This is a genomic window from Mesorhizobium cantuariense (assembly GCF_042647205.1).
GTDB classification, from domain to species: domain Bacteria; phylum Pseudomonadota; class Alphaproteobacteria; order Rhizobiales; family Rhizobiaceae; genus Mesorhizobium; species Mesorhizobium cantuariense.
Genome location: NZ_JBHRVD010000001.1, coordinates 424,833 through 442,895, shown reverse-complemented (window position 1 = coordinate 442,895; position 18,063 = coordinate 424,833). Strand labels below are relative to the sequence as shown.

Annotated in this window: 13 protein-coding genes and 3 pseudogenes; 2 read left to right on the top strand and 14 right to left on the bottom strand. The window is 59.7% G+C overall.

All coding sequences use genetic code 11. The features are described 5' to 3' along the window. Window positions 1-23: 23 nt before the first annotated feature. The 5 genes from ACFOJ9_RS02055 to tnpA form a co-directional block, all read right to left on the bottom strand. A complete protein-coding gene (locus ACFOJ9_RS02055) occupies window positions 24-1,430 on the bottom strand; it encodes an aminotransferase (RefSeq protein ID WP_378976740.1) in 1,407 nt (468 codons plus the stop codon). Between the two features lie 277 nt (window positions 1,431-1,707). Beyond that, window positions 1,708-2,304: a UPF0149 family protein gene (locus ACFOJ9_RS02050; RefSeq protein WP_378976738.1), complete on the bottom strand. Its 597-nt coding sequence runs from the start codon at window positions 2,302-2,304 to the stop codon at window positions 1,708-1,710. Continuing rightward, window positions 2,301-3,680: an IS66 family transposase gene (gene tnpC / locus ACFOJ9_RS02045; RefSeq protein ID WP_378987515.1), complete on the bottom strand. Its 1,380-nt coding sequence runs from the start codon at window positions 3,678-3,680 to the stop codon at window positions 2,301-2,303. Before tnpC ends, ACFOJ9_RS02050 begins: the two co-directional genes overlap by 4 nt. Window positions 3,681-3,946: 266 nt before the next feature. Further along, window positions 3,947-4,297 (bottom strand): IS66 family insertion sequence element accessory protein TnpB, encoded by a 351-nt coding sequence (gene tnpB, locus ACFOJ9_RS02040; protein WP_378976736.1) that lies wholly within the window; start codon window positions 4,295-4,297, stop codon window positions 3,947-3,949. Then, window positions 4,294-4,731, bottom strand: coding sequence for an IS66-like element accessory protein TnpA (tnpA, locus tag ACFOJ9_RS02035; protein WP_378976734.1), 438 nt, complete (start codon window positions 4,729-4,731; stop codon window positions 4,294-4,296). The genes tnpB and tnpA overlap by 4 nt, the downstream gene beginning before the upstream one ends. Window positions 4,732-5,424: 693 nt before the next feature. Between tnpA and ACFOJ9_RS02030 the strand changes: the two are divergent. Beyond that, window positions 5,425-5,673: pseudogene (locus ACFOJ9_RS02030) on the top strand (IS3 family transposase); the annotation flags it as partial. Between the two features lie 75 nt (window positions 5,674-5,748). On the opposite strand, the pseudogene ACFOJ9_RS02025 reads toward ACFOJ9_RS02030, so the two are convergent. Beyond that, window positions 5,749-7,968: pseudogene (locus ACFOJ9_RS02025) on the bottom strand (TrlF family AAA-like ATPase); the annotation flags it as partial. Window positions 7,969-7,977: 9 nt separating this feature from the next. Then, window positions 7,978-9,047 (bottom strand): IS630 family transposase gene (locus tag ACFOJ9_RS02020; RefSeq protein ID WP_378921754.1). Its coding sequence is split into 2 segments (ribosomal slippage): window positions 7,978-8,561 and window positions 8,561-9,047, totalling 1,071 coding nucleotides; the frame shifts between segments, so codons are not numbered across the junction. Between the two features lie 196 nt (window positions 9,048-9,243). Here ACFOJ9_RS02020 and ACFOJ9_RS02015 point away from each other — a divergent pair. Continuing rightward, window positions 9,244-10,313, top strand: a protein-coding gene (locus ACFOJ9_RS02015) for an IS630 family transposase (RefSeq protein ID WP_095088284.1) whose coding sequence is annotated in 2 segments (ribosomal slippage) — window positions 9,244-9,730 and window positions 9,730-10,313 — 1,071 coding nt in all. Because the reading frame shifts where the segments join, the coding sequence is not laid out codon by codon here. Window positions 10,314-10,324: 11 nt separating this feature from the next. On the opposite strand, the pseudogene ACFOJ9_RS02010 reads toward ACFOJ9_RS02015, so the two are convergent. The 7 genes and pseudogenes from ACFOJ9_RS02010 to ACFOJ9_RS01980 all read right to left on the bottom strand — a co-directional run. Beyond that, window positions 10,325-11,056, bottom strand: a pseudogene (locus ACFOJ9_RS02010) (TrlF family ATPase); the annotation flags it as partial. A gap of 103 nt (window positions 11,057-11,159) precedes the next feature. After that, window positions 11,160-12,229 (bottom strand): IS630 family transposase gene (locus tag ACFOJ9_RS02005; RefSeq protein ID WP_378921754.1). Its coding sequence is split into 2 segments (ribosomal slippage): window positions 11,160-11,743 and window positions 11,743-12,229, totalling 1,071 coding nucleotides; the frame shifts between segments, so codons are not numbered across the junction. Window positions 12,230-12,804: 575 nt separating this feature from the next. Beyond that, window positions 12,805-13,044: a hypothetical protein gene (locus ACFOJ9_RS02000; protein WP_378976732.1), complete on the bottom strand. Its 240-nt coding sequence runs from the start codon at window positions 13,042-13,044 to the stop codon at window positions 12,805-12,807. A gap of 14 nt (window positions 13,045-13,058) precedes the next feature. Beyond that, a complete protein-coding gene (locus tag ACFOJ9_RS01995) occupies window positions 13,059-13,547 on the bottom strand; it encodes a hypothetical protein (protein ID WP_378976730.1) in 489 nt (162 codons plus the stop codon). Between the two features lie 367 nt (window positions 13,548-13,914). Beyond that, the gene (locus ACFOJ9_RS01990) at window positions 13,915-14,412 is read right to left on the bottom strand and encodes an Lrp/AsnC family transcriptional regulator (RefSeq protein WP_378976728.1); all 498 of its coding nucleotides are present in this window, start codon (window positions 14,410-14,412) and stop codon (window positions 13,915-13,917) included. 490 nt (window positions 14,413-14,902) lie between these two features. Then, window positions 14,903-16,447: a fumarate hydratase gene (locus ACFOJ9_RS01985; RefSeq protein ID WP_378976726.1), complete on the bottom strand. Its 1,545-nt coding sequence runs from the start codon at window positions 16,445-16,447 to the stop codon at window positions 14,903-14,905. Window positions 16,448-16,453: 6 nt separating this feature from the next. Next, the gene (locus ACFOJ9_RS01980) at window positions 16,454-17,887 is read right to left on the bottom strand and encodes an aldehyde dehydrogenase family protein (protein WP_378976724.1); all 1,434 of its coding nucleotides are present in this window, start codon (window positions 17,885-17,887) and stop codon (window positions 16,454-16,456) included. Window positions 17,888-18,063 lie beyond the last annotated feature (176 nt).

The window sequence follows — 18,063 nt, the reverse complement described above, 5'->3', positions numbered from 1 at the left end:
AAGCTGGTGGGGGCCAGCAAAGATTATACTGCGCCTTCGGCTTTTAGCGCGCGGAACGTCGTGTCAACCGATTTCGCGGTGGCGTCGACGATGATGTCCACCTCGTCCCTGGTGATGATCAGTGGCGGGGCAAAGCCGAGGATATCGCCATGCGGCATGGCCCGGCCGATGACCCCATTCTCAAGCAGAGCAGCGGCGGCACGCGCCCCCACCTGAAGTTCGGGCTCAAACGGTAAGCGCGCTTTGGGATCTCGCATCAGCTCTACGGCAGACAGGATTCCGACGCCGCGAACTTCGCCGACAATAGGATGTCCCTCCAATTCGGCTTTCATACGGGAAAGCCAATAGGGCCCGACATCGCGAACATGCTCCAGAATGTTTCTTTCCTTAAGCACTCGAATGTTGGCAAGTGCGGCCGCCGCGCAAAGCGTATGACCGGAATATGTCCAGCCATGACCGAGAGGTCCGTGCTTCTCCGTTCCTTCTTCCAGGACCGACCAGACGCGGTCGCCGATAATCGACCCGGAAATGGGGAGGTAGGCGGAACTCAGGCCCTTGGCGATGGTGACGAAATCCGGACGCATACCATAGAGGTGGGAACCGAATTTCTCACCGGTTCGCGCGAAACCGCAAACCACTTCATCGGCGATCAGAAGGATATCGTACTTATCCAGCACCTCTTGAATGGCCGTCCAGTACCCCTTTGGAGGCGGAACGATGCCGCCGGTCCCAAGTGCCGGTTCTCCGATAAAGGCTGCAACCGTATCTGGGCCCTCAGCAAGAATAAGGGTTTCAAGTTCGTCGGCACAGCGCTTGGAGAAGGCTTCCTCAGTTTCGCCCTCATGCGCCTGGCGATAGTAATGTGGCGTCGTAGTATGGCGCACCAGGCTCAAAGGCAGGTCGAAAAACTTGTGAAAGAACGGAAGGCCCGTCAGGCTACCGGTGACCAGCCCGGAACCGTGATAACCGCGATGTCGCGAGATGATCTTCTTCTTTTCAGGGCGGCCGAGAATGTTATTGTAGTACCACACCAGCTTGATGTTGGTTTCGTTGGCGTCGGAACCGGAAAGACCGAAATAGACCCTTCGCATGTTCTGGCCGAAGTACTCGACGACCGCCTCCGCCAGGAGAGCAACCGGCTCCGTGCCCTGGCTGGCGTAGACATGCGCGAACGGCAACTCGTGTGCTTGCCGAGCAATGGCGTCGGCTATCTCGGTGCAGCCATACCCCATACTGACGCAATAGAGCCCGCCAAAACCGTCGAGGCTTTTTCGGCCTTCAGTATCCCAGATGTAGACGCCTTCCGCTCTCGCCATGATCCGATTTGGCGTCTCGCCGCGGCTGTGCTTGGCTAAGTGCGTAGACGGATGAAAGACGAAGTTTCGATCCTTCTCCCGGAGTTGCTCGGTTCCCAGATTGCTCAAGCTCATCGTTTTTCTCCTCGCGATCAGTCGCCGGAGGACACTCAAGCCGCCTCCCTAGCAAGTAGCATACAGGCAAACACCTCACGAATTTCGCGGGAATCCACGTCTTTTGCCGACGAATTCTCGAAATCGGCATCAAACGCCGTGAAAACCAAGGCTTCGGGAGTTTGCCATCGCCTTGGTGCGGAAATGAGGATCGTAAGCGGTGCGCCAAGGCACCTCCCAAAATCGTCTTGTGATGCGTCTATGGTAGGTCAGCCGTTGGCCGCCGCGCCGGCGTCGATCACTGATCGTAGTGGGTGACGTAGTGGAGTTCGCGGAGGGCGGGGATGACGAGGGCGATGTCTTTGTAGGCCTCGTGCTCGATGAAGTGCGCGGTCTCGGGCCCCGGTCGGGGCTTGCCGAGAACGGGCCTGCCCTTTTTGTCGACGCAGTAGATCAGGATCGGCAGCAGCAGGCCGTGGTTGGGGTTGTCGAGGTCGAGCAGCCGTTTCCAGCGTTTGATGTTGAGATTCATGGCCGCGTAGAACCCCTGGCACCACGGCCGGGGGTCGATGCCGCCGCTGGGCTTGGTGGCGAATCGGGGCGCATAATCCTGCGGTCTGTCGAACAGCGTCGCGTTGATCCGGTTGTGGATCCTGGCGAGGCTGGCAAACACGGCGTGATCGGTTGCAGAGCCTTTGGCCAAGACGTCGCGCGGCAACCCCATGAGCGGGCACATCCAGTCTTGCGGGTCCGCGAACCGCGGCCCGGTGACCGCCGCCGTTACGAAGCCATCCAGCGCCGACATGGTCCGCACCAACGGGCGGCGGGCGGTCTTGGCGGCCATCCAGGCTTCGAGCGCCTCGTCCGACAGCGCCATGTCATCGATCGCGCTCATGCCGCCAAGGAGAGCGGCATCTCTTCGCGGCGCCCCCAATTCCACGGCATCAGCTCGTCCCAGCGCGAGGCTGGCCAGTCGTTCTGGATGCGCTCGGCGACATCGGCCATGTAGGCTTCGGCATCAACGCCGCACAGCTTGCAGGTCTCGATGATGCTGAGCACGACCGCGGACCGCTCTGCCGCAGCGAGGCTGCCCGAGAAAAGCCAATTGCGCCTGCCCACCGTAAATCCACGAATCGCGCGCTCCGCGATCAGGTTGTCGGGCTCGAGCTGGCCATCGTGGAGGAAGCGGTTGAACGCGCGCCATCGCCTGGCGCCATAGGCGAAGGCCTTCGCGATATCGGCATGGCGCGACAAACCGTTGCCCTGGCGCATGAGCTGTCGTCGCAGCGCCCGGACCAGTGGTCGGGTCCGCCTTCGTCGTGCGGCCAATCGCTCGGCGGGTGGGAGCCCCCGTATCTCTTCCTCGATCCGGTAGATCGCCTGGATACCGGCCATCGCGGTCGTGCTGAGTTCGGTCGGCTGGCTGTCGTGAACGTCGAATATCTTGCGACGCAGATGGGCCAGGCAGGCAGCTTCTCGAATGGCGCCGCCCTTGTAGATCTGGTTATAGCCGCTGAAACCGTCGGCCTGGAGCGTGCCGGCAAATCCGGCGAGCTCGGTCATGACGCTCTCGCCAGCGCGTCCCATGGTGGCGCGATACCAGGCGATCGGCGGCTCCTGCGAACCCGAGTTGCGGTCGTCGGCGACGTAAACCCAGAGCGCGCCTTTGTGCGTCTTGCCGGTGCCGGGCGCCAGGATCGGAAGCCGCGTGTCGTCGGTGTGTATCTTGGTGCGGGTACGGCCGATCTCGCGGATGCGATTGTAGATCGGATCGAGCAAGGCGGCGGCGTAGCCGGCGCTGCGCGCAAGGGTGGATCGCTCGATATCGACGCCCTTGGCGGCCATCATCTGTGCCTGACGGTAGAAGGGTAGATGATAACCCCACTTCGCCATCATGATATGGGCGAGCGCGGCATAGCTGAGCTTGCCGCGTGCAATGGCCTTGGCTGGTGCCGGCGCCTGGATGATTTTATCGCAGGTCCGGCAGCTGTACTTGGGTCGAATGGTCTCCATCACCTGCCAGGCCTGGGCGACCAGATCGAGCATCTCCTCGCTATCTTCGCCCATGGCGCGCAGATCGCCGCCGCAGCCCGGACAGCATGCGCAAGAGGGTTCGCGAACGATGCGCTTGCGCGGCAGGTTGGGGTTGAGCTTGCGCACCGGCAACACCCGGACCTTGTCGGTGTCGGCGACGATGGGCAGCTCGATATCGGGCACGCCGGCGGCGAAATCTGTCTCGAGATCTTCGAGTTCGAGCAGCATCTGGCCCAGCTTCTCGGACGAGCGGCCGAAGGCCTTGCGGTTGAAGCGATCGATCTGCAGCTGCAGGCGCTGGATGCGAAGTGCGGCCTCGGCGCGCTCCCTTCGCAGTTGCTCATCGCGTTCGGCGATGGTGATGAAACGGCCGCCTCCAGAAGGGCGATCCGGGCGATGAAATCAGCGATTGAGGGGGTCTGTTCCGACACCCAAATTACATACCCGAAAGAGCTTCTTTACGGAAGCAGAATCGACACAGAATCAATAAGAAACGAGCAAAATCAGCCAGCCAGACGCGGTCGATAAATCTTGCTTGGCCGGCGCCAATCGATCCCGTCCAAAAGCAGCGAAAGCTGCGCCTTGGTGAGCGACACGGTGACCTGATCCTTCGTGGTTGGCCAGGCGAAACAACCCTCGGAAAGCCGTTTTGTAAAAAGGCAGAACCCCTGGTCGTCATGCGCCAGAATCTTGATGATATGACCCTTGCGTCCACGGAAGCAGAAGATCGCGCCAGTGTGCGGATTGAGCGCAAGCACCTGCTGCACCATCAGCGCCAGGCTGTTGATCCCGCGGCGCATATCGGTCGCGCCGCAGCACAAGTAAATCCGGTCGGTCGGCACCACCGTGATCACTTGGTCAACTCCGCCAGGACGATGCGCAGTGCTGTCGGATCGACGATCCCGTCGATCCGCAATCGCGCGCCGCTCGGAAAGGCCACGACGATCCTGCCGGCCGGGTCCGGGCAATCGGCGACGGGGCGTTCAACCTCGGGCAGATCGCTCACGTCGATGCGCGCGAAGGTCGCCATCGCCTGATCGGCATCAGGCTCGCCGCCGGCCATCTGCTTGCGCCAGGCATAGAGCTGTGATGGGGCTACGCCGAACGCTTGCGCGACCTCGGTCACCGACGACCCCGCCGCGCTCGCCAGGTCGACCAACGCGCGCTTCTCGGCGCAACTCCACAGCCTTCGTTGCCGCGAGCGCCCAACCACTGTTGCACGGTCTTCGGCCGCCGCCGCACCGCTTAACTCGGCGACCAAATCGCCCTCTGCATGTTCCAATGTCATGGCGCGAAAACTCCATGTTCATCGGCCTATTGCAAGGTGCCTTGGCGCACCGCTTACTGAGGATCGGCGAATTGTTCGTTAGGACAAGCTGGTCGAGATCTACCCGACCATTCACGAGGTCAGCGAAACTGGCCATTGATTTAGTGCGGGCGCCGCCGGGTTCTGTTCGTCCGCGTATGTCTGGGAAAGGTACCGCATAGAGTCGGGGGCATGGTAGTACGAGATGCGCCGTCCGAAGGCCGCCATCCGGGAGTCCAGCAGAATCTGCGCGATGCGTTCTTCGTGTCGCCGGAATATGTTCGGGCATATGCCGATGAGCCCGCTCGTGGCGGCACGCACTAGGCCGGTCAGGATTACAACCGAACTCTCAAATCATATCAGATCCGCAGCATCATGAAGGCGTTCGGATTGCTGGTTCCCGCGGGCAAGGAAGCATATTCGAGAAGCCGTCCGCAATCTCCTCGTCGACTGCAGGGCTGTCCGGGAAAAGTTATTCATATGCGAAGTGTAACTGGTTTGGGGAGGTTCGGTCCCTTCTGCGGATTGACTGGAGACGGCTTGTTGATGGCCTCGATCCTTCGGCGCTCGAACAGGCATCGGGCGACCCGATCGGTGAAGCGCAGGATGGGCAGTATGAGGCGTCTCCGCCCCATTGATTTTTCTGTTGCGCTCAAGCCTTCTGTTGTTGGGGGCGAGCAGTTCCAGCGGCTGATGGCCGACCACGGCATCACTTGTTCAATGAGCCGGTCGGGCAACGTCTGGGACAATGCTGCGATGGAGAGCTTCTTCTCGTCGCTGAAAACCGAACGCACAGCCCGCAAGGTCTACAGGACGAGAGATGCCGCCAGGGCAGATGTGTTCGACTACATCGAGCGCTTCTACAATCCTCGGCGGCGGCACTCGACACTCGGCTATCTCAGCCCCGTGGAGTTCGAGGAACAAACCGCTTTCGGCCAGCGTCGCCAGGAATGGCTCCAAAACGGTGACAGCTGTGTTCTTCGTGATCATCGTTGCCTACTACCGGTCAAGACGAACACGAAGCCGTCGTGCGCGCTCGCGAAACGCGGCCTCACCGCCCTCTAGGATATCGCACACGGCTTTGCGAATGTCCGCATTTTCCAGCCCACCCGCCACGTAGCTGATCGGCGGAAGGCCGCCCGACGGGTGCGGGCCAGCCTCGGCTACAATGATCTGGTCGGCGTCGGTGTTGATGACCAGATTGGCGTTATGCGTGACAATGATGACTTGGCGCTTCGATTTAGCCGCAATGAACAGCGCCACCAGCTCGTCGAATACGGACTTTGGATCGAGGTTTTCCTCGGGTTGGTCGATGACCAGCGGGCGATCATCTGAATCGTCGAGCGCCAGGTAGAGCAGTAAAAGGACTATGCCCCTGGTGCCAGGTGAAAGCTTCCGGATGTCGACGCCGTCATAGGAGATCTCATACCTAACGGTGATGTGGTCGGTCCCGAAAAGCCAGTGAGCGAATTGCTTCGACCAGGCGCGAAACTCGGCTTGTTGCGTGGGTGCAAAAGGGGCGTGAGCGAGAAGGTCATTGATGTATTTTCCAATGAAGGCCGTCATTGCAGCCTGAACCTCCGCCGCCGAGCCCGTTTCCCACGCGGATTTGAGAGCCTCCGTTGCGGCAGTAATGAGCGAGCGGCGGCCATAGAAGGGGCCGGCCTTGCGTCTGTCGAGGAGCTCTTCCTCCGCTACTGAACCCCATGCGTCAACGTCGGCGATTCTGCGTACCGAGAAGCTGAGTTTCTTAAGCGTACCTGATGAGGCTGCAAGCCTCGCCAATAGCGGTGCGTAGAGACCGGCAAGTGCGTTCTGTTCGTTGATGATCGCTTCGAAAACCCGTCCGTAGGTGTCGTCGCGCTCGGTCTGAAGCTCGTTTCGGCGAGCTGCGGCCCCACGTGCATCCGTAAGCCGGGTGTCCAGGGCCTGAAGCGCAGAACTCTCCTGGGTGATGCGGCCAGTCAACGCGGTGTATTGATCCCGGACCAGTTTGTCCGCGCTGAACAGAGCCCCAAGGCGGGTCATTTCAGCAACGATCGGAGCGAGCGTAAGTGTCGAGAGATCAGCATTGTCGGCGATCTGCGCGACGTTCGGATCGCTAGGCGGCGGTGGAACGCCGTTCAGCTTTCGCACCTCGCCATCCGCCCACGCGATGTAAGCTACCAAGCTCTGATCGACATTGCCCTTGTAAGTTAACAGGAAGTCGTCCCACTGCTTAGCGTCCAGGAAGCTGTTGGCATGTCGCGCCTGGGTTTGGCGGAGCATTTCCGGTGCGCCAGTGGCGCGCATACTACGGGCCTCGTCCTGCAGGGCTACGAAGGCACGGCGTTGATTTCCGAGGGTTTGGATCCTGTTCCGAAGATTCTGAGCCACGGCGCTAAGCTGGGTGTGGCGGGCAACCTGCGCTTCAGTTCCTTTGACGACGAGCTTGGCCCGATCGGCCGTGTAGTCCGCGATTAGTTTCGTTTTCTGCGCGACCTGCATCGTTAGTGTGGCGACAAGGGTTTCCTTCTCGAACTCCCCGGCGATGCGTTCTGAGACGTCCGAGATCGCCCCGGCTTCACGACTACGTGCTTGTTGAAAACGTGCAGTCTGCTGGTCGCGCAGGTCGGCGAAGTCGGTTGCCCAGTCACGATCTTCTTGTGAATGGGACTCGAAGATCACGCGCTCGATCTCGTCCACAAGACCATCGGAGACACCCTTAGCCGAGCAAAGCTCTTCAACGAACTGCTGGGAGAGATAGCGGGCGCGTGGAAAGGAGATATGGCCGTTGGCGTCGCTGCCTTTGAGCGAGCGAGTAACCTCGGCGCCGCCGCCCCAGGTGAGCGTCGTCGTCGCGCCTCCGATCAGCCTGCGCGCCCGTGCCAAGAAGGAGGCACTGATATTCTCGTCAGCGTTCCAGCCGGAGGGCGCAATCGCATCGCAGCCTGCCGCAATGACATCTGCCAAGGCCGTCTTGCCAGATCCCCGCGCCCCGATAATGGCTACAAGGCCCGGGTTGAGGGGGATAGAAGGTGTGGTGGCCCAATCCGCGCCGTCGATAACGACGTGCGAGATGACCTGCGACGGCATTGCCGATCGAGGCGGTTGCTCGCCGACGAAGGCGCGACCCTCTGGGTCGATGCAGGCTTGGCGGAGAGCATCGAATTCCAAAGCGCCTTTAATCCATGAAAAGCGATTATCGACTGGCTGGCCAACCGATTTCTGATCGTGTGATACCAAGAGTCATGGAGTTTGACCGACATGAGCCCATTCTCGCATTCCGATCGATGTGATTGTTTCGGGAGCGGCGAGTAGCTTGTGCCAGGCATCGCATGCGGCGTCGATAATGGCATCGTAGCTTTCGAAGACGCGGTTTGAGAGCCAGTTCTGCCGCATGTACTGCCAGACATTCTCGACCGGGTTCAATTCGGGCGCACGCGAGGGCAGGAAGATCGGCGTGATGTTGCGCGGCATGTTGAGGTTGGCGGTGGTGTGCCATCCGGCGCGATCCATGATGAGCACGGCATGCGCGCCCTTTTCGACATGGCGGCTGATCTCGTCGATATGGAGTTGCATGGCCTCGGTGTCGGCAAATGGCAGCGCGAGAGCTGCGCCGGTGCCCCGAGCCGGGCAGATGGCGCCGAACAGATATGCGCTCTTGTATCGCTGGTCGGCTGGCTGTCGCGGCCGCGTGCCACGCCTGGCCCACTGCCTTGTGATGCCGTTCTTCTGACCTATCCTGGCTTCATCCTGGAACCAGAGTTCCACCTTCGTACGCGGCGGCAGGTCGCAAAGATGCGCCTTCAGCGTGCGCTGCCAGTTTTTTTGAACTCTTCGATGATATGGGCGTCCTGCGCCGGGTGGTGCGGCCGGGCGCTCATATGCGAGAAGCCGAGCTTGTGCAGCAGCTTCCCGACATAGCGGGTATCGTAATCGATGCCGAAACGCTCCTTGATGACGCGCTTTAGGTCGATGCGCCGCCAGCGCACGACGCCGTCGACGGCGCGATCCGGCCCCCTCTCCACGATTGCCGCCAGTTCAGCATTCTGTTCAGGCGACAGCCGGCACGGCGGGCCCGACGACCAGTGGTCGACAAGGCCATCGGGGCCGGTCGCGTTGAACCGGTGCACCCAGTCCCGCAGCGTCTGGCGGTCCATGCCGCCAATCCGCCCCGCGTCTGCCCGGCTCATGCCGTCCAGTACCGCAGCGATCGACAATAGCCGGCTGCTCTGCCGCACATCCTTCGACCCACGCGCGAGGCGGCGCAGTTCCGTCGCCGAATAGTCCGTTCGTAACTTCACCGCTGATCCCATGGCCGAATCTCCTTCGGCAACACGGAATCACGGTTGGGCGACGCTCCAAAATCACGAAAGAGTCAGCACCCGAGACCGTTGGTATGAGTCGCTCCCGTGGAGACAGGGCTTATACTAAAGGATCTGACGGCTGACTCTCTTGGGATACCGGAGTGAGCGGAACCGTGATTCCATTGGGGCGAGGAGGATTCGCGCCATGGGATCAGCGATCAAGATGCGGACGGACTATTCGGCAGCCGAGTTGCGGCGGCTGGCCAAGAGTTCGAAGGATAGCAAGCAGAGCCGTCGGCTGCTGTCGTTGGCAGCGGTTCTCGACGGGATGAGCCGTGAGGATGCGGCCCGGGTCGGCGGCATGGACCGGCAGACCCTGCGGGATTGGGTTCACCGTTTCAACGACGCTGGTCCAGACGGCCTCGAGGACGCCTGGAACGGCGGGCCGGAGCCGCGCCTGTCGGTGTCGCAGAAGGCGGAACTGGCACGGATCGTCGAGACCGGGCCGGACCGGGCCGTCGACGGCGTCGTGCGCTGGCGGCGCATTGATCTCCAGAGGCTCATCAAGGAACGCTTCGGCGTCGACTATCACGAGCGCTACGTCGGAACGCTTTTGAAGCAGCTCGGCTTCTCCCATATCAGCGCCCGGCCACTTCATCCGGGCCAGGACGGCGAGATCGTCGAGGCGTATAAAAAAACTTCCCGCGCACGCTGAGCGCCCATCTGGCCGACCTGCCCAAAGGCAAGCCGGTCGAGATCTGGTTCCAGGACGAAGCCCGCATCGGCCAGAAGAATGGCATCGTGCGGCAATGGGCCAGGCGCGGCACGCGGCCCCGTCAGCCGGCCGACCAGCGCTACAAGAGCGCCTATCTGTTCGGCGCCATCTGCCCGGCGCGTGGCATAGCAGCCGGGCTGGCGCTGCCCTTCGCCGACACGGAGGCCATGCAACTTCATCTCGACGAGATCAGCCGCCATGTTGCCAGGCGCGCTCATGCCGTTCTGCTGCTCGACCGCGCCGGCTGGCACACCACCGCCAAACTGAAAGTGCCCAAGAACATCACGCTAATCTTCCTGCCGCCCCGCGCGCCGGAGCTGAACCCCGTCGAGAACGTCTGGCAGTATCTGCGCCAGAACTGGCTCTCAAATCGCGTCTTCGAAGGCTACGACGCCATCATCGACGCCGCGTGCGGGGCCTGGCGCGAGCTCATCGAACGACCAAACACCATCACATCAATCGGAATGCGCGAATGGGCTCACGTCGGTCAATCAAATTGACCGTTGGTATTACAGCCATCGTAGCGGGCACGCAGTTGCTGGCCGGTCACGCCGCGTTGGCCGAGCCAGAATTCTCGCTGCGCTGGGCTGCTGGAGAAAATGATGTGCGCAAATTTCTCAATTTCCTCGCGCACTGTAGTGTCGGCAGCCTGTCGGAGACCCGAAGTACCGTCACCGGCGCCGCCTGCAACCGCGATCAGTATGTTTGTCTTCGCCCATTCACTTTCTTGAAACACGGTCCTAAGCAGATCAAAATTGACCTTAACCTGCGTCGCACCATGCCGAAGAGCTGCGCCGTCATCGATGATTGTCGGGTCGGCACGCTTTCCAAGCTTGATAAGCTCTTCGCGTGAGCAATCGTAACGATCGTTGTGCGCGCCAAATTGCAAGCGCTTGAGGATGCGCTTGACCTCATCGACATGGTGCGGATCTTCGGGGCTGACCAAGAGATGGATGTTCACGAAGCCAGACTTTGCCGCCACATCGAGGCGCAACTCGATGTTCGCGAAGATCAGCTTTACACCCGGCAACCTGCCAGCAGCTTTGTGTTTGAGGAATTGCTCGTAGGTGTCGGTGACATAATAATCGGTAACGGCGATTGCCTCGATTTTGGGTGTCAGGCTTTCGAGCGTCGCCAGATAGAAATTCCAGGGATCGGTGGCTCCGAATTGGTTATTGAGAATGGTGCCAGGCGCATGAATGTGCGGCTCCCATCGATGCCATTCTGAACCGCGACTGATCAACGGTTCTGTTTTCTTGTCGTCACCACCCTGCACTGTAGTTTACTCCTGCACACCGAACATTACTTAATGAAAAGGCCTTGCGCGTACCCAGTAATACCAAGAGTCATGGAGTTTGACCGACATGAGCCCATTCTCGCATTCCGATCGATGTGATTGTTTCGGGAGCGGCGAGTAGCTTGTGCCAGGCATCGCATGCGGCGTCGATAATGGCATCGTAGCTTTCGAAGACGCGGTTTGAGAGCCAGTTCTGCCGCATGTACTGCCAGACATTCTCGACCGGGTTCAATTCGGGCGCACGCGAGGGCAGGAAGATCGGCGTGATGTTGCGCGGCATGTTGAGGTTGGCGGTGGTGTGCCATCCGGCGCGATCCATGATGAGCACGGCATGCGCGCCCTTTTCGACATGGCGGCTGATCTCGTCGATATGGAGTTGCATGGCCTCGGTGTCGGCAAATGGCAGCGCGAGAGCTGCGCCGGTGCCCCGAGCCGGGCAGATGGCGCCGAACAGATATGCGCTCTTGTATCGCTGGTCGGCTGGCTGTCGCGGCCGCGTGCCACGCCTGGCCCACTGCCTTGTGATGCCGTTCTTCTGACCTATCCTGGCTTCATCCTGGAACCAGAGTTCCACCTTCGTACGCGGCGGCAGGTCGCAAAGATGCGCCTTCAGCGTGCGCTGCCAGTTTTTTTGAACTCTTCGATGATATGGGCGTCCTGCGCCGGGTGGTGCGGCCGGGCGCTCATATGCGAGAAGCCGAGCTTGTGCAGCAGCTTCCCGACATAGCGGGTATCGTAATCGATGCCGAAACGCTCCTTGATGACGCGCTTTAGGTCGATGCGCCGCCAGCGCACGACGCCGTCGACGGCGCGATCCGGCCCCCTCTCCACGATTGCCGCCAGTTCAGCATTCTGTTCAGGCGACAGCCGGCACGGCGGGCCCGACGACCAGTGGTCGACAAGGCCATCGGGGCCGGTCGCGTTGAACCGGTGCACCCAGTCCCGCAGCGTCTGGCGGTCCATGCCGCCAATCCGCCCCGCGTCTGCCCGGCTCATGCCGTCCAGTACCGCAGCGATCGACAATAGCCGGCTGCTCTGCCGCACATCCTTCGACCCACGCGCGAGGCGGCGCAGTTCCGTCGCCGAATAGTCCGTTCGTAACTTCACCGCTGATCCCATGGCCGAATCTCCTTCGGCAACACGGAATCACGGTTGGGCGACGCTCCAAAATCACGAAAGAGTCAGCACCCGAGACCGTTGGTATAAGGTCGTCATCGACCTCCCCACCTCGATACGCCACAACATCGGCCACCACGGCCGTTGCGCAGTCGACAATACCGCAGGCGGTAACGGCAATCTGCCGATACCTATCCATTGCCCTTCCCAAGCCCAATGGCGGGCTCCACCGCGGCGTCAAGCCAGAAAGCCGCGCAGCGGGGGCCGAGGCACCCTTGACGCTGATGTGGAGGCTGCCACCCACAGGAACCAAGGCCCAGCCACAAGAATAGTCGCTGACAGCTATCCGTGCGCCAAATCGAGAACCCCTTGCCCGCTAGCGATTCAGCTCCATCCAAGCCTTATGTTCGCGCCAGCCACCGCAATTTTTCTGAGTTCAAAATCGTCGATTAAACCCGGTTTTGCGGAGCCGCAAATAATTGAAAGCGTATGGTAACCTCCGGCGATGGCGTCGAAGGTCTGCTTGCTAACAGTCAAAATGAATGTCTCTGACCTACTCTGTCCGTCATTTGGGTCACCTATGTAACCCACCAAATGGCCATCAATATTGACCGTGTGTTTTGCCAGTCCTCCCAAGTTTCAATTAGGGAGGTCTCCAACCTTAGCTGCACGTCACCGGTGTCGGTTTCATTCCGAGAGGGCCGGATGGGCAGATGCAATTCAAGGCCCGCATATTTTGCATGGGGGAAAAATTCCGTCGACGGCGCGTCACCCAGCTGAACTTTTTCGTCGAAGAAAACCGCGTATTGTTCTGCCATTGAATTCCCCTGTATCAACGCGCGATGAGAATAAGCTGCGACCAAGGAAATTGACCGGCTTGGCCACAGCCTTTGTCGTTTGCATCTGACGAGTCAGCGGCCTTTGTTTTGGTGAAATCGGCTGCGTCTGCAGCTGACGTCGCATCAAAGACCTGCTGGCAGTAAAACAACTGACCGTTAGAGCCAAACCACTCAAACCGACTGTATTTTCCGGGATTATACTGGTTGTCGACGCTATTGTGAGCGATCAAAAATTTTTTCGTATTGTCGACGCTACAGATATCAAAAATCATCTGGTCGCCTGCAGCGTAGCCCACCCACGCTTGTTTGCCCACCGACTGCCACCCGTCAAAATTGTCGATATACATGCCGGAGATTTTTGGCGGAGTGGCCACCGACCCTGTACAGGCCTCTTCAGCAAAACCCGATACCGGATGCAAAATTGCTGCACATGCAAGTGAGCCTATCAAGATGCAGGCCGCTTTCGAGACATTAAAAGTCATCCGAGAACCCTTCCACATGGAGCGTTGAAGTAAACCTTTTTGCACACGTAGATGTACACCGATCGCAGGAACGGTGAGAGATTACTAGGGGCGAGATCTCATTTTTTTGGATTATTCGTAAATTTCGTTTTCGATTTTGAATTATGCTTCTCTTTGGCACCCATAAGCTTCGATCCTTCTCTCGTGGTTGCTCGGTTCCCAGATTGCCCAAGCGCATCGTCTCCCTTCTCGCGCATTCACGGAGAAGACCAGGCCAGCCGCCTCTCTATATCAGAAACGCCTCTCAAATTTCGCGGGAATGCACGTCTTTCGCCGACGAATTCTCGGAATCGGCATCAAACGCCGTGAAAACGAGGGCTTCGAGGATTTACCGTTGCCTCAGAGCGGACAACGGGATTGGTGAATTGGATTTCACCGGTTTGGTCACGACAAGGCTATAGTATTGATCGATACCCAAGCCTGCCTGCAGCAATCCCTCCATGAAATCCTGATACGCAGCCATGGAAGGAGATGAAACGCGCATCAAATAGTCGATCCGCCCCCCGATGGCCCAGCAGTCCAGGATTTCCGGAATCTCTTGGATCGCAGTCTCGAAGTGCCGTTGATCCTCGAGACGATGGCGATCCAGAACCACCTCCACCATTATGGAGATGATACCCCCGATGAGGGCTGGACTGAGTCGCGCATAGAACCCCTCAATGATCCCTTCGGCTTCGAGCACACGGAGCCGCTCCGAACAGGCCGACGCCGAAAGATGAACACGCTTTGCGAGTTCGCTCTTCGAAATCCGACCATTTGACTGGATCTCTGAGAGAATCCGGACGTCCCAAGCGTCTAGGCGCACAGGAGAGGGTTTCGACTTCATGACCTTTTGCTCTCAAGCGGTGAACGACAGCGGAATTAGTTCTAACCAATTCTATCATTGATTGAAGTTAGGAATGTAGTGGACGTCATCCGTCCTTCGGCCAGCAACGCGTCAGTGAAGTTGTCGAAAGTCAGGTGACTGAGAGCGATCCAAGCAGAAAGGTTGTAGAACAGCTGGGCTATTGCCCCTCCCCTAGCCGGGCGTTGACGAGGGGTGATCGCCTGTCGGCGGCGAGCTCGTCGTAGATAGATCGCGCATTATTTTGGTATCTCCAGTGCTTGACCTGATTGGCACCCTCGAAAGCACTCGAGTGTCGATCGTATGGAAGGCAGATCGAAGCAGTGTTTGCCTCCGAGGATTTGGCATCGAGAGCGACTTGAAGGCCTTTCTTGTCTCGCTCGCCGAGGAGCTGAACCACAATACCGCTTGCGTGACCGTTGCGGCCCAAAATCCGGCGCGGAAGTCTGGCCGGATCGCGCAGCCGGGAAACTCAAACGCCGATGCTGCGGGCAATGCTTTCGGCCGCCATGCGCTTGCGCCACTCAAGAGGCCCGGAATTGTGAATGGAGTTTCCCTCAACATCGACAGCCATGATGACCGGCATGTCCTGCACCTCGAATTCATAGATGGCTTCCATGCCCAGGTCTTCAAAGGCAACGATGCGCGCCGCCTTGATCGATTTTGAAATCAAGTACGCAGCGCCACCCACTGCGATGAGATAGGGCGCCTTGTGTCTGACAATCGACTCGATCGCCGCCGGTCCCCTCTCCGCCTTACCGACCATAGCGAAAAGTCCGGTTTCGGCGAGGATCTTGTCAGTAAAACCGTCCATCCGGCTGGACGTTGTCGGGCCAGCCGGCCCGACCACCTCATCCCTGACTGCGCGGACGGGTCCGACGTAATAGATCACGCGTCCCCGCAGATCGATCGGAAGCGGCTTGCCGGCATCGATCAGGTCGACCATTCGCTGGTGGGCAGCGTCTCGGCCCGTCAGCATCTTTCCGGACAAAAGTAGGGTTTCACCGCAGCGCCACGATGCCGTCTCTTCTTTTGTGACCGCATTGAGATTGACCCGCCGGACGCCAGTTGCGTGCAAATCCTCATGACCGATCTGGGGCCATTCGGAAAGGTCGGGCGGTTGGAGTTGTACCGGTCCTGTGCCGTCCAAAGTAAACTTAAGGTGTCGGTTGGCGGCGCATTGCGGAATGAGCGCTACAGGCTTTGACGCCGCATGTGTAGGATAGGCTGCAACCTTGACGTCAACAACTGTCGTCAGCCCCCCGAGACCCTGGGCTCCGATACCGAGCGCGTTAATGCGTTCATAAAGCTCAATCCGCAGTGCGTCCTCCGCGCATGACGGCCCCCTGGCGATCAGCTCCGACATGTCGATAGGCTCGTTCATTGCCTCCTTGGCCAGTAGCATCGCCTTTTCGGCGCTACCACCGATGCCGACCGAGATCAGGCCGGGGGGGCACCATCCGCTGCCCAGGGTCGAAACAGTGTCGACCACCCAGTCGGCAACGGACGCGCTGGGGTTAAGGGTGGTGAAACGCGCCTTGTTTTCCGATCCGCCCCCTTTTGCGGCGATGGTGATTTCAATCTGGTTGCCTTGCACAAGGTCGACGTGGATGACTGCCGGCGTGTTGTCGCGGGTGTTCAATCGTGCGGCAAGCGGATCCGAGACGATCGATGGGCGAAGGGGATTGTCGGGGTCGAGATAGGCTCGGCGGACGCCCTCATTCACCAGGTCAGCGAAACTGGCCGTTGATTTGATGCGGACGCCCATGCCAACCTTTGCAAAGACCACCACGAGACCGGTATCCTGGCAGATCGGGCGCCGTCCGAAGGCCGCCATGCGGGAGTTCAACAAAATCTGACCGATGGCGTTCTTAGCCGACGGACTCTGCTCGCGCGCGTATGCCTGCGAAAGGTATCGGATGTAGTCGGGGGGATGGTAGTACGAGATATACTGAAGGGCGTCGGCGACGCTCTTTGTAATATCCTTGCCGGCAATGGTCCGAGTTTTTTTATCCACGAATTCTCATCCCAATGACCCGAGCCCGTTGACCAGTTTCAGGCTTTGGAAGCTCCGCAATCCCTGCTCGCCGCCCTCATATCCATAGCCGCTTTGTTTGACGCCCCCATATGGCGCATCTGCAGAAACCCCTTTCAGGTAATTTACACTGATCGCGCCTGCCGAAAGACCGCCGATCAGGGTCCGTTTCGCATCGGTGGCGCCGGTGAAGAAGTAGGCAGCCAAGCCATACGCAGTGGCGTTGGCTTCTTCGATCGCCTCCTCGATCGTGTCGAACGGCGCCACGGTGAGGATCGGCCCGAACGGCTCGTCATGAAGCACTTTTGCATCCTTTGGCACGCCTGTCAGAATGGTGGGCGGCCAGTAAAAGCCCGGCTGGTCGAGGCGTGTGCCGCCAGTTTCGATGCGGGCGCCGCGATCGACAGCATCCTGGACCAGACGCTGCATGGCCTCGATTCGCCGGGCGTTTGCCATTGGGCCCATCTCCGTCGCCGGATTGTCGGGTGGGCCGATCTTGATCTTGCGAGCGGCTTCCGTCATCCGGGACAGGAATTCCTCATAGAGAGGCCGCGCGACGAGGATCCTGCTGGGCGCATTGCAGCTCTGGCCCGCGCACTCGAACTTGTATTCCGAAATTGCCGGTATTGCCGTTGCCAGGTCGGCATCCTCACATACAACGACCGGGGAATGTCCACCGAGTTCGAGGATGCACCGCTGCAAGTTATTCGCGGCGAGCTTGGCCAGCTGTTTTCCAACCTCGGTAGAGCCCGTGAAAGTTAGCACCTTGACGATCGGCGAACTGAGGAGATGCCGGGATATTTGCACAGGCACACCAAAGACGAGATTGACCACGCCGTCCGGAATACCCGCTTGTCGCAAGGCTTCGACGAAATGAACGGCAGCGCTTGGTGTCTCTTCAGCTCCTTTGAGGATCACCGGGCAGCCCGCCGCCAAAGCAGGGGCGAGCTTGCGTGCGATGAGCACGGCGGGATAGTTCCAAGGCGTAAAGGCAGCAACGACGCCAAGGGGCTCGGGGACGATCATCCGGTTCGGGCCCATCGGAACAGGGGCCGACAGCTCTTCGGCGTGCGTGCCGTTCCACTCCAATGTTTCAACAGCGCGCGCGTATTCACCGGTCGCTTCGGCAATCGTCTTTCCCTGTTCGGTCGACAAATCCTTCGCTGCGTCTTTCACCTTCGTGTCAAGGGTCCTGGCTGCCGCAACAAGGATCTCGCCGCGCTCTTTGGCAGCCCGTGAGGACCAAGCCCGGCGGCTGCGCTCTGCCGAAGCAAGGGCCTCATCAAGGTCCGACGCTGAAGCCGCCGCCACCGAGGCAAACACTTTCTCTGTCGCCGGGCTGGTAACCGGCAGAGTGGTTCCGTCGCTACTGTCTCGCCACCTGCCGTTGATGAAAAGCTGATAGCTCGGGGCGTTGGACATCTCATGCTCCGCTTGAGTGAATTCCTGCCAATTCGAGACCAGCCGATATCCGGACCAAGGCTCGCCTCTCTGCAGTTTCAACGCGATGGTTACGCCCGGTCAAATATGGAATATCGACCAAAACCATCTCGAATACAGATGACACAGCCGCGGAGGAGCGATAGCACTGAAACTGG

What these genes read in the sequence shown, in the direction of transcription:
- ACFOJ9_RS02055 (WP_378976740.1), bottom strand. Translation starts at nt 1,430, where the DNA reads ATGAGCTTGAGCAATCTGGGAACCGAGCAACTCCGGGAGAAGGATCGA.
- ACFOJ9_RS02050 (WP_378976738.1), bottom strand. Translation starts at nt 2,304, where the DNA reads ATGAGCGCGATCGATGACATGGCGCTGTCGGACGAGGCGCTCGAAGCC.
- tnpA (WP_378976734.1), bottom strand. Translation starts at nt 4,731, where the DNA reads ATGACATTGGAACATGCAGAGGGCGATTTGGTCGCCGAGTTAAGCGGT.
- ACFOJ9_RS02000 (WP_378976732.1), bottom strand. Translation starts at nt 13,044, where the DNA reads ATGGCAGAACAATACGCGGTTTTCTTCGACGAAAAAGTTCAGCTGGGT.
- ACFOJ9_RS01995 (WP_378976730.1), bottom strand. Translation starts at nt 13,547, where the DNA reads ATGACTTTTAATGTCTCGAAAGCGGCCTGCATCTTGATAGGCTCACTT.
- ACFOJ9_RS01990 (WP_378976728.1), bottom strand. Translation starts at nt 14,412, where the DNA reads ATGAAGTCGAAACCCTCTCCTGTGCGCCTAGACGCTTGGGACGTCCGG.
- ACFOJ9_RS01980 (WP_378976724.1), bottom strand. Translation starts at nt 17,887, where the DNA reads ATGTCCAACGCCCCGAGCTATCAGCTTTTCATCAACGGCAGGTGGCGA.